The sequence below is a fragment of the Lipingzhangella halophila genome (assembly GCF_014203805.1).
GTDB classification, from domain to species: domain Bacteria; phylum Actinomycetota; class Actinomycetes; order Streptosporangiales; family Streptosporangiaceae; genus Lipingzhangella; species Lipingzhangella halophila.
On the sequence record NZ_JACHJT010000002.1, the window covers coordinates 146,811 to 162,279 of the forward strand.

Here is a 15,469-nt window from a genome sequence, read left to right on the forward strand (position 1 = left end):
TCGGATTGTCCACCTGTTGTCGACTCACCGATGAACAACGGCGTGGACAACTACTGGCGAAGGCGTGAGCTGGTTGCGTGCCTGGCTTCGGGTGAGTCTGGAGTCAGCCGCCGACGGGTTGAAGGAAAGGTAAGGACACCATGCCCCATTCCCGCACAATCGGGTTTCCCCGCGAAAGTGACTCCGATGAACGCCGCACCCTGCTGACTCCCCAGCTTGCCCACGCCTTTTCCGGTGCCGGATTCCGCGTTATCAGCGAGCCTGGTATCGGCGCTGGTATCGGTCAGGACGACACCGCATTGCCGCAGGTGGAGTTCTGCGCGCCCGAGCAGGTGTGGTCGGCACCTCTGGTTTTGCGGTACAAGCCAGGCCCCGCCACCGACCTTGACCGTCTCGCCCCTGAGCAGACAATCGGCGCGATCTTCCACGCCGAAGGCGACCCGGACATGCTCACCGCGCTGACCCGCACCCGGGTGCGAGCGTTCAGCTACGAGTTCCTACACGAACGTGGAACCTTCCCCTTGGCCACGGCGGGCGGGCAGATCGCCGGAACCCAAGCCGTCCTCGCTGGAGCCCAGGCGCTTCAACGTCCTGAGGGCCGCGGGGTTCTCCTCGGTGGTGTGCCCGGCGCCGCACCGGCCCACGCTGTGGTCATCGGCAACGGCAACGTTGGCGCGGCGGCCGCCCACACGGCCGCACGGTTGGGGGCCCACGTCACCGTCCTGACGCGCACCTCGCACACCGCCACGACCCACGAACGCCGCGCCCCCGCAGGGGTGCGCGTCGAGACCAACACCCCTGAGCGGCTCGCCGAGCTGGTGACCACCGCCGACCTGGTCATCGGCGCCATCCTCATCTCCACCCACACCACCCCGGCGATGATCACCCGAGACCACCTGGCCACCATGCGCCCGGGCGCGGTGATCGTGGATGCCACCTGCGGGTACGGGAACGGCTACCTGCCCACCGCCGGACCGGTCCAGAAGCCGGGCGCCCCGCCGCGGATGGTGAATGGGGTTCTGCACGTCAAACTCGACGCTCTTCCCAAAGCGGTACCGGTGACCGCCTCACACGCCTACACCCATGCCGCGGCCCCCTACCTGCTCCGGCTGGCCCGCCATGTGCTCCACGGCGCCGACGACCCAGCCGTGCAGAGCGCGATGGTCGCACGGGCAGGAGCGCTGGTGCACCCGGTGCTGCGCGAGCATGCTGAGCGGTACACGGCGGGAGCGGTCGCATGAACGCCCCCGCTGAGGTAGTGGTGGACTCCTACCGCGACCGCGCCGCCTGGGCCCGCGCCGAGTGCCGACCCACCACCCCCTACTTGCTGGCCCAGGCCCTGGACGGCATCGCGCACGTGGTCGAGTTCCCCTGTGGGACGGGACACTTCCTGCCCGCCTACGCCCGCGCTGGGGTCCGCGTGCAGCTGATCGACGCCAGTTGGCCCATGCTCAGCGTCGCCACACAGCACGCCCGCGACGCCGGAGTGTCCGAGCTCGCGGTGGGGTGCCATTTCCTTCACCAGTTGCCGGCCCTCCCCCAGGCGGAGCTGGTGGTGGTCCCCCACGGGGCGCTGAACCAGCTCGCCGCCCAAACGCCACTGACCGATGTGCTCGCTCACCTGCGTGAGGCCGTCCGCCCAGGAACTCAGCTGCTCCTGCAACACCTGGCCTCCGATGAAGGTCCGGGGGGCAGCTTCTACACCCCGGCGCTGGCCGACGGCGAACCAATCCGCGACCACCGCTTCCGTGCTCCCCATGGCCAGGAGGTGCTGCGCCACCGGCGCCAACACCACAGCCCCAACCGAGCCCGGGTCCACATCGAGTTCACCTACACCACCGGGGGGCAAGAGGATCGCACCGCCCACGTGCACCTGGCCCTACCCACCGCGGTCGACGTCGAGGACGCGGTCATCCACGCCGGCTGGACCACCACCCACACCCACGCCGGCTCCGGTCTCCGCGAATTCCTCGCCATTGCGGGAAGCCGATGAGTTCCCCGCGCACGGTGCTGGACGCCGCACTCTACTGGGACACCTACTACGCCGACGTCTTTCGCTTTGGTCAGGGCACCGAACACATCCTGGCCCTACTGGGCCGAACCCCGCCGGTACACACCTGGAGTGACCTGGGCAGTGGTTCCGAGAGTCTGCTGTGGTCCATCGCCCTGAACGCCCGCCGGCTGACATCTGTCGACACCGACCCTGACCGGCTCGCCACCCTGACGGCATTCGCGCGCACCGGACGCCCGCGCGGTATCCACACGGTCGCATTAGCCCTGTGCGGGCGCGACGCTGACGCCTTCCCCCAACACTGCCGGTGCCTGACCTCCACTCTGGTCGCCGACTGTCTCACTCCCGAGCGGCTCCCACTACGGGTGCTCAGCGCCGACCTGCTCACCCAGTTCGGACTTCTCGGACTCTGCCGCAACACAGGCCACTTCACCGACGCCTTCACCCGCCTGCATGCCCACCTGCCCGAGCACGGGTGGGCAGCCGGCGCCAACTGGGTCCCCGCCGACTCGACGGGGCGCGTCCACCTCACCCACGGCGCCTACCAGCACGCAGCCCGCCAGGCCAACCTCCACCTGCTCCAGCTTGACCGCCTCCCCAGCACCGACCCCGACTTCCCCCACATCTGGACCTACCTCGCCCGGAGGATCCCACGATGAACGAGCTCTCCAGCGGTCTGTACTTCGCCCCCACCGGAATCGCCCACCTCACCCACACCAACACCGACCTCGTCCGCGCCGCCGCCCACGGACGCACCCAGTTGCGCGTCACCACCGCCGCCCAACTCAACGGCCACCCACATCTGGGCACCGTCACCACCATCCTGGCCGTGTTCGCCCTCACCGCCCGGATGGCAGACGACCTCAACATGCCCGCCACCATCATCTTCGACAGCCTCGAAAACGCACCGGCCGAGCACCTGACCATCCACGGCCGCCACTACACCCGCACCGTCCAAGACCTCATCGACCACGGACACCTCGACGCCCACGAACGCACCTCGGGGTTTCGCCGCCTACTCACCTGGGCCTCGGCCCGCAGCACCATCGCCTGGCAAGAACGGCCCTACGCCGTCTACCAGGAACTCCTCCCGGTGCGCACCTGCCTGCATGCCATCGCCCAACGCCAAGACGAATTCGCGCCCCTACTGGCCCCCGCCGATGGGCGCATCCGCGTCCGCCCTCGCTGCCCCCGGTGCCACCTCGTGGACAAGGACGCCCACGACCTCACCATGAGCGCCGGCGACCGCGAGGTGCTCCTCGACTCGGTCTGCCCCCACCACGGCCCCTACCGAGAAACCATCCCCATCCACGGCACCAGCGGTTGGTACGACGCCAACACCCCCGTGCGCTCCGTCCAGAAAGTCGCACTACTTGCGGCCGAACGCGACCACTACGACGCGTGCTCAATATCCATGGACGGGCCTGACTGGGGAGGAGCCTGGTTCTCCCACGTCATCGCCCCCGCCCTCGCCCTACTCGACATCCCCGCCCACGACTGGCCCATCAGCCTGTTCACCCCCATGGTCCTCGACCGCACCGGCGGAAAACTCTCCAAGAGCCTCTACGTCAAATACGGCCGCGAGTACGCCGACCTGCCCCCCGCCTTCCTCGACCTCGATCTCCTGCTGGACGCCTACGGCGAGGAGGCACTCGAAGCGCTGTGGCAGGAGACCACCCGGTGGGCCGCCGAACCCCGACGCCTCCACCGTTGCTACACCGTCGACCACCTCACCACCCTGCTGCGTCCCAGCCATCTCGGAGTCCCCGCATGATCTGCCTCGCCGTCGATCTCCTCGACTGCACCCACCCCGACCCAGCCCCCGATCAACTCGGCCACGCCATGCACACCACCGCGCACCTGCTCGGCGTGCACGTGCTCCACGACGCCCCAGTCCAGTTCCCCACCCACGGAACGACCCGCATGATGGTCCTCGCCGAATCCCACCTGGTGGTCTCCACCTGGCCCGAATACCATCTCGCCCAGATCGACCTGGTCACCTGCCGCGCAAACACCCCACCCGAAGAGGCACTGACACCCCTGACCCACCTGTTCGGCGCCACCGAAACGCGCCACCACCACATCCGGCGAGCCGAACCACGCGCGAAAGCCCTCCGCGAAGGTAGCCATGGCCGGCTTGGGACCGCGGCTGTGAAGCGCGGGCGTCAACGATAGAACTGCATCACCAGCTCCACGTTCTCGAAGTTCATCTCCGCCAGGCCCTGACGGCGAATCATCCAGAACGGACACCCTGTTGACTCGGGATACTCGGCCCCTTCGTACTGCGCCTGGGCCAGCAACAGCCACACCCATCATCGTCGGTTGGCAGATACCGACATGGTGAGTACAGCGAAGACCCCTCAGAGAAGGTCAGGATCCGGTCATCACAAAGGTTGCGGCAATGGGGCCGATACGCGTTAGCGCGTGAGCCTGCTTGCCGCCGAGCGCACACCGCACCATCCCACGGCGCCCAAAGAAAGCGGGCGCCCCGCCGCCCCATCCCTCAGCACCCAGAGCGGCCCACCGCTTCCGCTTTTCACGACGCCGCGGCGTGCTCCACTACACCGAACCCGCGCGGAACCTGAAGCTGCTCGGCGTCGGTGATGGTCCCCGCGGGCACCGAGTCCAGGGCGGCCGGCGCCTGCGGGCTGCGCATCGGGCACAGCAGCCACAGCCCGTGCGGGGCGGTGCCGCTCTCGCGGGCCTGCTGTGCCAGGTCGGTCAGCAGCTTGCGCCCGGCCAGATACCGCGACAACGGGGTGGCACCATGCAGGAACACCGTGCGTTCGGCTCCGGCGGAACGGATGCGCTCGCCGAGCCGGGCGCAGGCGTCGGCGACCATGTTGCCGAACGCCGCGGGACCACTCTCGGTGTCGGCCTTCAGCACCACGGGCCACGGCGGGCCGCCGAACTCGGTGATGAGCTCGTTCAGCACGGCCACGAACTCCGCGGAGACGTCCACCGCGGAGACGTCCGGACGCTCGGCCAGCAGCTGTGCCGCGGCCTCGGCCTCGGTGAGCCACACCTTGACGGCGAGGTAGCCCCCGCGGGCCGTCGACCGCTCCAGCCGCCGCAGGACACGGTCCTGCTCGGCGTCCGAAGCCGCGGCGAAAACGCCGTGCCCGCCCGTCTGCGAGCTGGACCGCAGCGTCGTCACCTCGGGCGGTAGCACCCAGGTGGCGGTGTCTCCGTCCGCGGTCCGGGCCACCAACTTCGGGTGCTTGGCCGACAGCAGGTCCCACAGCTGCTCGTCGGTGGGTTCGGGAAGCCGGGGGAACCGCGCTTTGACCCGGTCGCGGATCTGCTGCGGGGTGATGCCCGGTGGGCCCAGGTAGCCGACCGCCTGCGCGAGTTGCAGCGCTCGCTCCAGACCCATGGTCGCGGGGTAGAGCTCGCGCCGGATCGTCACCTGGGCGCGCTCGGAAGCGGCCGCGGCGAGATGCACGAGGTCGTGGTCGGAGAGAAGACTCATCCCCTCTTCGACCCGAACGGCGCGCAGCGCCGTGCGCACCTCCTCCGCGGTGGGCAGCGGCGCCGTGTCGTCGAAGTCGACCAACTGGTCGGCGGCGGCCCCCAGCGCGGCCGCGTAGTCGAGCAGGTCGGCCTCCACCGGGACGGTGGGGTCGTCGTCAATGATCTGGGCCACCAGCACCCGCGAGCCGTGCCGGCGCACGGTGAAGCGCGGGTCCTCGCGCTGCGCCTCGCTCTCGACCGCCACCCGCACAGCGGCCGTCGCCAGCGCCAGGCGCGTCATGGCGGTGTCGCGTTCGGAGCCCCGCATGTCCAGAAGCTCCTCGGCGATCTGGCCGACCTCACGGATCCGACCGTGACCGGCCAGGATCTGCACGACATCGTCGCGCACCGCACCGAGCAGCGACGCGCTGCGGTTCCAGTAGGTGTGCGCGGTCTCCAGCTGCCGGGTGACGTACTCCTGCTCCAGTCCCAGCTCGTCGGCGACCTGCGCGGTCGTGGGCCAGCGGGGCCGTCGGGGCCCGTGCTCCGGCAGGCCCAGCAGTTGCCGCGCCACACGCACCCAGGCGGCGTTGGCCTCGGTGGTGTTGGGTACGAACTGCCGGATCACCTTGTCGATGTTGGCTTCGCGCTTGGCCTGCTCGTCGGCGCCGGACGGGAGCTTCGGGCTCACCCGCAGATCCGGCTCGGCCACGCCCAGCCGGTCGCGCCAGGTCGTCACCATGCTGACAAGCTCGTTGCGGGTGTGGAAGGAGACGCCGCGCTTCTTGCGGATCTCGGGCGTGGGCTGGTTCAGCAGGTCGCCCACGGTCTCACAGCGCAGCACCCGCGTGGCCGCGTCCAGGGCGACCGGGCTGAGGCCCGCCAGGTGCAGCGGCGTGTCGGCCGTGGCGGTCTCGGCGTTGCGCTGGCGGGTCTCTTCGTCCTCGGCGGCGCCGGCCGCCGGGTCGGCGGACTGGAAGACCTTCTCCCAGGCGTCCTGCATCTCCTCCAGCGAGGAGAACCGCTGCGCGGGGCGACGGTGCAGGGCGCGCTGGAAGAAGACCCGAAGGTGGCCCCGCATCTGCTCGGGGAAGGACTCCTCGGCCAGGCGCGGCTGCTCGACCTCGGCGGGCAGGAACGCGAGGTCCACGCCATCCTCGTGCCAGACCGGCAGCTCGCCCGAGGCCATCTCGTGCAGGGTGGCCGCCATGGCGTAGCGCTCGGCCGCATCGTCGTAGCGGCGCGGCGGCTCGTCGACGTCGAGGAACGGGTCGAGGTAGCCCTTGGTGCCCGCAGTCGTGTTGTCGGCGGGGACCCCGGCCAGGGAGAAGTCGAAGAGGACGAGTTCCAGCCCCTTTTTACGGGTGCGTTCGCGCACGCCCAGGTTGGCCGGCTTGATGTCGCGGTGGAGGACCCCCTTGCCCTCCAGGTAGTCGACGATCTCGAAGAGGTGGCGGCCGAACCGGTGCAGCTCCTCGACGCCCAGGCTGGACTCCAGGTACTCGGCGAGCGTCATCTGGCCCGCAGGTTCCAGCGGCAGGACGGTGCGCTCGCCGATGGTGATCGCACCGCCGTCCTCGCCGGCGAGCGCGACGACGCGGGGGTTGCTCAGTGCGGCGAGCTGCTGCGCCTCGCGCCGCAGCTTCTCGGCCGCGGAGTTCTCGTTGACCGCGACCTTGAAGACCTGCTCCTCTGCGCGTCCGCCGCGGCCGGGCCTGCGGACCAGCAGCGCACGCGATGTGGAGCCCTTGCCCAGGACGTTGGCGACCTCCCAGCCCTCGTAGACCTCCTGGCCCTTGACGGCCACCAGCGGGTCGGTGACGACCTCGGAGCGGTTCAGCTGCTCGTCGATCTCGTCGAGGCGGCGCAGGAACGCGCGCGGCGAACCGGTGCGCTCGTCGGGGTCGGCCCTGGTGGCCTCGCGCACGAGGGTGTCCATCAGCGGCGTGACATCGTCGTTGACGGCTGCGGGCGCGAGTTCGCCGTGCTCGCGGATCCGCTCGCTCAGCTCGCGCCGGTTCTCGCCCGGCGCCTGGTCGCTGAGGATCAGATGGGCGACGGCGCCAAGGCCGAACATGTCCATGGCACGCGCGTCGCCGCCGTAGCCGGGGAACTCGGGAGCCAGGTAGGCCTGGGCGGACTTCTCGACATGCGCGGTCAGTGCGCGTGCGCCCAGATGCGCGGTCAGGCTCTCGGAGTCGCTGATGAGGCGGGTGCCGCCGGTGCTCAGCGCCGGGCGCTGCCGCGAGGCCACCTGCCAGTCCGCGATGCGCAGTCGCGGGTAGTTGCCGTCGAGCTCGACCCACACGCTGCGGGCGGCCAGGGCCCGGTGGAACAGCCGGTTGCTGTGGGCGTGTTTGAGGGCCTCGGCGAGCTGGCGGACCATCTCGACCCGGGTGTCGAAGTCCAGCCCGGCGCCGTGCTCACGCATGTAGTGGTCCAGGCGCAGCCACTTGTCGTTGTGCGAGAAGACGATCGCCGGTCCGCGGCCGTCGATGACCCCGTAGTGCTCGGCCTTGACGATGCCCTCGTGGGCGATGCCGTCGAGGGAACGGAACTCGCGCTCGGCGGCGCGGCGCACCGACTCGCGGTGCTCGTCGGTGTCGGTCTCGCCGTAGTGGTAGATGCGCACGCGCCCGTGCTTGCGCTGCAGGTCGGTGTGCGAACCGAGGTAGTCGGTCCAGGTGGGCCCCGACTCGAAGGCGCGGCCGTCCACGGAGTAGTGGCCGAACTCCAGCTCGCGCTCGATCGGCTGCGCGCCGATCTCCTCCATGAGCCGCCGCACGTTCTTCAGGAACTCCGGCGACGGCCGCCCATTGGGGCCGGGGCGGTTCAGGAAGTCGGTCCAGACGCCGCCGAGGGTGGTCTGGTCCTCAAGGCCGTCGCGCCCGTAAACGCACTGCCGCTGGATGTCGTCGAACTCGCACACCAGATCGGGGGCCGAGAGAAAGACGCCCGCCTCGATGAAGGGGACCCGCAGGTCGGGAATCTGCAGGTTGCGGGCCGCCCACTGGAACTGGCCCCTGAGCTCCTTGGCCTTCTGGTCGACCAGGTGCAGGGGGTTGTCGAGGGCACGGGTCTTGTCGTGCCCGTTGACGAACCAGGTGCCGCCCCGGTTGGTGGCACGGCCAGGGTGACCCTTGAGCTCCAGCAGGAAGACGCCGCCGGGGGTGACGACGAACAGGTCGCATTCGCGGACCCGGCGGGTATTGGCCGTGAAGGAGAAGCACTGCCACGCGCGGTAGGGCTCGCGGTCGGGCATCTGCTCGCGGATGTGATCGAGGCCCTGCTGTTCCCAGGGATACTCCGAGGGCGGTCCCCACCACCTGTCGGCCATGGCGCGTCCTTCCGGTCCGGGGGTCACCGCTGGATCCAGGATAGAGCCGAACACCGACACTCTCCCACGGCCGAAGCAGAGCCGCCCTTCCCCGTGTGCTCCCCAGTGCGCGAGGAGCGACAGGTCGGGGCACCGTCGTCGCCCCGCCTTGTGGTCGCGGCGGACCCTCCTAGGAACCGCACCACCCGGGAGCGTCAGGGGAAATCCGAGTCGCCCCGCGTCTGGTCACTCGTGCGGAGGGTCGGGGCCGCAGCGCGCGGTGCGTTCCGCGGCCCGACCCCGCGTGCCCGCACGATCGTCGCGGGACTGGGTCAGGACGCGCTGCGGGTGGCCAGGTCCCGCAGCCAGGGCTCACTCTCCGCCTGGGCCATCTGCGTCAGACGGCGCCGGGCGTCAGGGGTGCCGACACGTCCCAACCCGACCGCCGCGGCCTTGCGCACCTGCGGGGAGGGATCCTCGGCGTGCTCGCCGAGAGCCTCCACGCTGTCCGGGGTTCCGATGCGTCCGAGAGCGCTCAGCGCACCGATACGGCCTCGTTCGTCCAGGCCCGGCAGCAACCGGCGGATTTCCGGCACCACGGACTCCTCCCGCCACTGTCCGAAGGCGTACATGGCTTTCGTCCGGTGGTCGGCGGGGATGTCGTCCTCCGTGGACAGCAGGTCCCGCAGTGCCTCGACATCCTCGGGGCGGCGCTGCCGGAGAAGCTGCGCGAACTCTCCGGCGTCATCCGCTTCCAGGGCGGCGCGCAACTCCTGTGGCATCTCCGCCATCGTGTTCCTCCACGGCCGCGAGTTGTTTCGTCACTTCCGCAACGCCACCCGGATGATGACGCCGTTGTTGTTGCCCGAATCGATCCGGTAGTCGAGGGTGGTGGTCCACCCGTTGTTGAAGGCGTCGCGCAGAATGGCGAGCATCCCCTGGCGGGCGGGAAGCTCCTTGTCCTCGCGCATCTGGAACCCGAACGACTCCCCCGGCCGGCTGTCCAACTGCACGACCGCCTCGACATCGATGTGGTCATCCGGCGGACCGAACCCCGTACCACGGTCGTGCACCCGCAGGAACGTCAGTTTGCCGCTGGACTGCAATAGCGCCATCTGTCTCTCCCGTGCTCTCAAGGTAGGTCGGCGGCCCGCAGTACGACTCCGGTCGTGAGTCCGGTGCGGCGGTAGTCCAGCCGGACCGGCGTGTCGTGCTCGAACGCGCTCCGCAGCAGGTCGAGCATCCCCTGGCGGGCGGGAAGCTCCTTGTCGTCCCGCATCTGGAACCCGAAGAACTCGTCCGGCCGGCTGTCCAGCTCCACGACCGCCTCGACATCGATGTGGTCATCCGGCGGACCGAACCCCGTACCACGGTCGTGCACCCGCAGGAACGTCGGCCGCCCCTGCGCCGCCAGCACGCAGTCGCCCATCACTTCGTCCCGCCGGATCCGGGCGCACTGGTCGTCGGTCAGATCCGGCGGCGGGTTGGTGATCCGTCCGGTGTTGCGGAACATCAGGTTGTCCGTGTTCCCAACATGCCCGTTGTCACCGACCACGTGGGTCAGTTCGTGCGCGAACGTCCACTGGGTCGCGGTGTCACCGACCCAGAATCCGCGCCGTCCCGGCGGGTGGGCGGCGCAACCGCGGAACCCTGCCGTGTCGCCCTGGATGTAGTAGGCGACTATGTCCGCCCCCAGATCCCTGCCGAGGTCGAAAAGCTCGTCCTCCTCGTCGCTGACCTCGTGCCCGTTGGCCAGGCAGTCGGTCTGGTCCAGGACGAGCAGATCCGGCCGGTCCACAGTGGTCCGCGCCACCACGGCGATCCACATGCCGCACTCGGGCAGGTAAACCTGGTTACCCGCGTCCAGATCCCGGTTCACATTCGCGTTGGCCCCGTCGATGACGACCACCGCAACCCGAACGCACTCTCCCGCCACCGGCCCCACCCCCATAGCCGCGGTTCGGCCCGGACGGCCCCGCGGTCTCGGCCTGCTCGTTCACCCTCCGTCACGTTCCCACTGGCTCCCTCCCCCAACACTGGTAGTGACAAATTGTTTTTATTCTTTTACTTAACGTATTGAGGAGTCTGTTTCCAGCGAGTACGTGCGGGAAATCCGCATTCCCTGGTGCCGGAGACGGCGCGCCCGGCGCGGCTTCGCGGCCGTGTCTCGCCGGGCCGCGCCGGGCCGCGCCGGCTCAGCCCGCTCGGGCGGCGGCCGCGGTGAAGAGGTCGCGCAGCCAGCGGTGCCCGGGGTCGGGGTCGTTCATGGGGTGCCACCACAGCGCCTCGACCAGCGGGTCGGGGGCGAACGGGCACGCCAGCGCGCGGAGCCCCGCCATGCCGCCGGCCTGCTCGGTGAGCCTGCGCTGGATCAGCGCGATCCGTTCCGTTCCGCGGATCAGGCAGGGCAGCGCGACGAAGCTTTCCGCCACGATGCGGACGTCCGGCTCTACACCCAGTGCGCGCATCTGCCGGTCGGCCGGGGTGTAGGCGGTTGGCCGGTGGTAGGTGAACACCCAGGGCAGTTCCCCGAGCTGGCTGACGGTCAGCTCGTCGCCGACCCGGGAGTTGTCCGTCGAGACCAGGCACGCCCAGTCGTCGGTGAAGAGGTCGCGGTAGGGCAGGTCGCGCAGGAAGCCGTGCGGCAGGACCAGAGCGTCGGTGGTGCGCAGCACCTCGGCGGCGTTGTCGACCGAGTCGTTGGTCAACTGGCGCAGGTGCAGCCTGATGCGGGGTGCCCGTTCCTCGGCCAGGCTGGACAGCGCGTCGCCCAGCACGGCCAGGGAGTAGTCGGACATGGCGATGGCGAACTCCCGCTCCGAGCGCGCCGGGTCGAAGTCGGGTTGGGCGGCGAACACCCGGCGCGCGCTGGCCACCGTCGCGTCGGTGGGGTCCACCAGCCGCGCGGCCAGCGGGGTGAGCACGTGGACGTTGCCCACCCGGCTGAGCAGTTCGTCGTCGAAGTGCCGGCGGAGCCGGTTCAGGGCGGCGCTCACGGCCGGCTGGCTCACCCCCAGGCGCTCCGCGGCGCGGGTGACGTTGCGTTCGTGCAGCAGTGCCTGCAACGTCACCAGCAGGTTCAGATCCAGGTTGGCGAGCCGCATCTCCCTCCTCCGCCCCGGCATATAACCGCCGTTGATAGCCACCATCAACTATCTCGTCTTCCCTGATGGTGCGCGGCCGGGCCATCGTGAAGCAAGTCACGTTGAGGGGAGGCTCATTGAACGCGGAGACCAGTCGGGTGGAGGCCGAACACGCCATCGCCGAGGCCGCGACCGAATGCTCCAACTGGGGGCGCTGGGGCAACGACGACCGGCTCGGCACCCTGAACTACCTGTCCGAGACCAAGCGCGCCGAAGGCGCGCGGCTGGTGCGGCGCGGCGTGTCGGTCTCGCTGGCGCAGCGCTTCGAGGCGGAGGGTCCGCAGAAAGGGTGGCGGCGCCGCACGAACCCGGTCCACACCATGCTGGAGACCGGCCTGGACGCGGCCGCGGGCACCCAGGGCTTCCCGCACGGGATCGGCGGCGCGGACGACGTCGTGTTCATGCCGCTGCAGTGCTCGACGCAGTGGGACGGCCTGGGGCACATCTTCGACCACGGCCGGGCGTGGAACGGCCGCAACGCCGCCGAGGTGGTCACCAGCCTGGGCGACCAGGTCACCGGCATCGAGACCGCCGCGGGGGTGATCGCCGGCCGCGGTGTGCTGCTCGACGTCGGCCGCGCGTTGGGCGAGTCCGGCGAGCTCCCGGACGGGTTCGCGATCACCGAACGCCACCTCGCCGACACCATCGCCCGCCAGGGCGAGAGTTCCCGCGTTGGCCGCGGCGACATCGTGCTCGTGCGCACCGGCCAGCTCACCCGGGCCCGTCGGGACGGCTGGGGCGACTACGCCGGCGGGCCGGCACCGGGACTGTCCTTCGGCACCGCCGGATGGCTGCACCGCACCGAGATCGCGGCGATCGCCACCGACACCTGGGGGTTCGAGGTGCGCCCCAACGAGTTCGACGGCGCCTTCCAACCGCTGCACCAGGTCGCGATTCCGCACATCGGGCTCTACATCGGGGAGATGTGGGACCTGGACGCCCTCGCGGCGGAGTGCGCGGCCGACGGCGGCTACGACTTCTGGCTCACCGCGGCGCCCCTGCCGGTCACGGGCGCCGTCGGCTCCCCCGTCAACCCCATCGCAGTGAAGTGAGGACCGCCCTATGCCCGCCGTGAACACCGTGCTGATCGTCGGCGGAGGCACCGCCGGCTGCTCCCTTGCGATTCTGCTGGCCCGCGCGGGCGTGGAGGTCGGGATCGCCGAGATCAAGACCGACTGGACCGTACACGGATCCGGTATCACGTTGCAGGGCAACGCCCTGCGCGTGCTCCGCGAGGTCGGGGTGCTGCCCGAGGTCCTGGAGAGCGGATTCGCGTTCGACGAGCTGGGGCTGCGCTCGTCCTCCGGTGCTGTGCTGGCGGAGATCCCGGACGCCCGCACCGGCGGTCCCGACCTGCCCGCGACCGTGGGGATGGACCGTCCGCGGCTGGCGGAGATCCTGTCCGCGGCGGCCACGAGGGCGGGAGCCGAGGTCCTCCTCGGGCTCACCGCCAGCGAGCTGCGCCAGGACGAGTCGGGCGTGGACGTGACCTTCAACGACGGCACCAGCGCGCGCTACGACCTGGTCGTGGGCGCCGACGGCATCCGGTCGCACACCCGGTCCCTGCTGGGGATCACCACCGCGCCCCGGCCCACCGGGATGTCGATCTGGCGGGTGCACACCCGCCGCCCTCCGGGCCTGGAGCGCACGGACCTGTGCTATGACGGCCCCTGCTACATCGCCGGCTACTGCCCGACGGGCGCGGACAGCCTCTACGCCTACCTGGTGGAGGACAGCCAGGACCGGACAATGCTGTCGAGTGCGGAGGGGCTGGGGATCGTGCGCGGGCTCGCCGCCGGCTACCACGGCTTCTGGGACGAGATCCGCGCGAGCCTGGACGGCCACGCGAGCGTCAACCACACGGCCTTCGAGTCGCTACTGGTACCCGCCCCGTGGAACCGCGGCCGCGTCGCGCTCATCGGGGACGCCGTGCACGCCTGCCCGCCCACCCTCGCGCAGGGGGCGGCCATGTGCCTGGAGGACGCCTCGGTGCTCGCCGACGTCCTGCTGTCGGCCGAGCGGCTGGACCAGGGGCTGTTGGACGCGTTCACCGCCCGGCGGTTCGACCGGACCCGCACCATCGTCGACAGCTCCCTGCTGCTGACCCGGTGGATCCGCGACGGCTCCACCGACGCCGACGTCCCCGCCCTGATGAACCGCATCGCCGAGCTGGTCACCGAGCCCGCGTGAGGTAACCGGAGGAGAGGCGGCAAAGGCGCCGGCGCCGGGGGTGCCGGCGCCGGCGCGGGGTGGGGGCGGTTACTCCTCCTGGTAGGCCTCGTCCATGGCGGCGAGCGCGTCGTCGATGCCGGCCTGGTCGCTGAAGACCTCCTGCACGCCGGTGAAGTGCGCGGACTGCACCTCGGCGTTCGGCCAGCGCTGGTCCATGAACGGCACGGTGCGTCCGGACTGCTGGAACTCGTCGGCGGTCTCAAGGGCCGGGTCGAGCTCGTAGATGTCGGTGGGGATGCCCGGCAGCGCGCCCGCCTCCTCGGCGTAGAGGGCGACGTTCTCGGGTTCAGCCATGAAGTCCAGGAACTCGGCGGCCAGGTCGGGGTTGCCGGTATCGGCGTTGATGCCGTAGGCGCCGCCGGCCGCGCCGGGCATCAGTGTCTCCTCGGGGGAGTCGGTGGCGGGCAGCGCGAACATGTCGAACTCGGTGTCCCCTGCCTCCGAGCGCAACTGGTTCAGGCTGGTGGTCACCTGGACCACCGCGACCGCGTCGCCGTCGGCCACCTGCTGCAGCGAGTTCTCATAGCTGGTGCCCACCGGGTCGTCGTTGAAGCAGCCCTCCTCGTCCATCTCCGTGTACATCTCCATGGCGGTGCGCCACTCGGAATCGGCGAACGTGGCGTCCCCTTCGGCCATCTGCTCGTGGAAGTCGGGGGTCTCGCCGTAGACGAGGGTGGCGACCAGCGCGTAGTTCACCAGCTGGGTGACCCAGTCGGTCTGCAGGCCCGCCGCGAAGGCCACCCGGCCGTCCTCCTGCGCGGCCGAGCACAGGTCGAGCAGCTCCGACCAGGTGGCGGGGGGTTCGGCGCCGATGGCCTCCATCGCCTCCACGTTGTACATGGCACCGATGGCCGAGGCGGTCATGGGCAGGATGTAGGGGGTGCCGTCGACCTGCGTCACCGGCCTGAACGACTCGGGGATGTCGGTCGCCCACTCGTGCTCGGACAGGTCGGCGAGGTAGTCGGCCGGGGCGATGGCCTCGATGGCGCCGGGGTTGCCGTTGCCGGGCCAGGCGAAGAACACGTCCGGGGCGGTGCCCGACGACAGCTGGGTGCGCAGCGTGGCCTGGTACTGGTCGGTGTCGGCGAAGGTGGTCTCGATCTCGACGTCGGGGTTGTCCTCCTGGAACTTCTCGATGACGGCCTCGATCGGCGCGCGGTCGGTGGCCACCGAGGCGATCTTGAGGGCGTCCCCGCCTTGCGCGTCGGGGCCGCCCGCGCATGCGGTCGCGAGGACCAGCGGTACCAGTGCGGCCGCGGGTAGGAGTCGGCGCGGTGTTGTCATGGGGATCTCCGTAGTGCTGCGAGGGGGTGT

14 protein-coding genes are annotated in these 15,469 nt (G+C 70.3%); 7 read left to right on the forward strand and 7 right to left on the reverse strand.

Annotated elements, in window-relative coordinates; genetic code table 11:
- The first annotated feature begins 140 nt into the window (after window positions 1–140).
- The 5 genes from F4561_RS27680 to F4561_RS27700 are packed head-to-tail and all read left to right on the forward strand — an operon-like array spanning window position 141 to window position 4,186.
- Window positions 141–1,241, forward strand: a complete 1,101-nt coding sequence (locus tag F4561_RS27680; protein ID WP_184582488.1) for an NAD(P)-dependent oxidoreductase — start codon at window positions 141–143, stop codon at window positions 1,239–1,241.
- Window positions 1,238–1,993 carry a class I SAM-dependent methyltransferase gene (locus F4561_RS27685; RefSeq protein WP_184582486.1) on the forward strand — a complete coding sequence of 252 codons (756 nt, stop codon included), beginning with the start codon at window positions 1,238–1,240 and terminating at the stop codon, window positions 1,991–1,993. The genes F4561_RS27680 and F4561_RS27685 overlap by 4 nt, the downstream gene beginning before the upstream one ends.
- Window positions 1,990–2,670, forward strand: a complete 681-nt coding sequence (locus F4561_RS27690; protein ID WP_184582484.1) for a class I SAM-dependent methyltransferase — start codon at window positions 1,990–1,992, stop codon at window positions 2,668–2,670. The genes F4561_RS27685 and F4561_RS27690 overlap by 4 nt, the downstream gene beginning before the upstream one ends.
- On the forward strand, window positions 2,667–3,785 hold the full coding sequence (locus F4561_RS27695) for a hypothetical protein (protein WP_184582482.1): 1,119 nt from the start codon (window positions 2,667–2,669) through the stop codon (window positions 3,783–3,785). Before F4561_RS27690 ends, F4561_RS27695 begins: the two co-directional genes overlap by 4 nt.
- Window positions 3,782–4,186, forward strand: coding sequence for an S-adenosylmethionine decarboxylase family protein (locus F4561_RS27700; RefSeq protein ID WP_184584494.1), 405 nt, complete (start codon window positions 3,782–3,784; stop codon window positions 4,184–4,186). The genes F4561_RS27695 and F4561_RS27700 overlap by 4 nt, the downstream gene beginning before the upstream one ends.
- Here F4561_RS27700 and F4561_RS27705 read toward each other — a convergent pair.
- The 6 genes from F4561_RS27705 to F4561_RS27730 all read right to left on the reverse strand — a co-directional run bounded on the left by F4561_RS27705 (window position 4,177) and on the right by F4561_RS27730 (window position 11,884).
- Window positions 4,177–4,320, reverse strand: a complete 144-nt coding sequence (locus tag F4561_RS27705) for a hypothetical protein (RefSeq protein ID WP_184584496.1) — start codon at window positions 4,318–4,320, stop codon at window positions 4,177–4,179. The genes F4561_RS27700 and F4561_RS27705 overlap by 10 nt on opposite strands.
- A 227-nt stretch (window positions 4,321–4,547) precedes the next feature.
- Complete coding sequence (pglW, locus tag F4561_RS27710; RefSeq protein WP_184584498.1) at window positions 4,548–8,801, reverse strand: BREX system serine/threonine kinase PglW; 4,254 nt, start codon at window positions 8,799–8,801, stop codon at window positions 4,548–4,550.
- Window positions 8,802–9,112: 311 nt separating this feature from the next.
- The gene (locus tag F4561_RS27715; protein WP_184584501.1) at window positions 9,113–9,571 is read right to left on the reverse strand and encodes a HEAT repeat domain-containing protein; all 459 of its coding nucleotides are present in this window, start codon (window positions 9,569–9,571) and stop codon (window positions 9,113–9,115) included.
- Window positions 9,572–9,601: 30 nt separating this feature from the next.
- Entirely contained in the window at window positions 9,602–9,895 is a 294-nt protein-coding gene (locus F4561_RS27720) for a hypothetical protein (protein ID WP_184584503.1), read from the reverse strand.
- Between the two features lie 17 nt (window positions 9,896–9,912).
- Window positions 9,913–10,716: a hypothetical protein gene (locus tag F4561_RS27725; RefSeq protein ID WP_184584505.1), complete on the reverse strand. Its 804-nt coding sequence runs from the start codon at window positions 10,714–10,716 to the stop codon at window positions 9,913–9,915.
- A 259-nt stretch (window positions 10,717–10,975) separates the two neighbouring features.
- A complete protein-coding gene (locus F4561_RS27730) occupies window positions 10,976–11,884 on the reverse strand; it encodes a LysR family transcriptional regulator (RefSeq protein ID WP_184584507.1) in 909 nt (302 codons plus the stop codon).
- 116 nt (window positions 11,885–12,000) lie between these two features.
- On the opposite strand from F4561_RS27730, the gene F4561_RS27735 reads away from it, so the two are divergent.
- Together F4561_RS27735 and F4561_RS27740 are read left to right on the forward strand one after the other, a co-directional pair.
- Window positions 12,001–12,975, forward strand: a complete 975-nt coding sequence (locus F4561_RS27735; RefSeq protein WP_246438172.1) for a cyclase family protein — start codon at window positions 12,001–12,003, stop codon at window positions 12,973–12,975.
- Between the two features lie 10 nt (window positions 12,976–12,985).
- Entirely contained in the window at window positions 12,986–14,113 is a 1,128-nt protein-coding gene (locus F4561_RS27740) for an FAD-dependent oxidoreductase (RefSeq protein WP_184584531.1), read from the forward strand.
- A gap of 69 nt (window positions 14,114–14,182) precedes the next feature.
- On the opposite strand, the gene F4561_RS27745 is transcribed toward F4561_RS27740, so the two are convergent.
- Complete coding sequence (locus F4561_RS27745; RefSeq protein ID WP_184584533.1) at window positions 14,183–15,439, reverse strand: ABC transporter substrate-binding protein; 1,257 nt, start codon at window positions 15,437–15,439, stop codon at window positions 14,183–14,185.
- Window positions 15,440–15,469 lie beyond the last annotated feature (30 nt).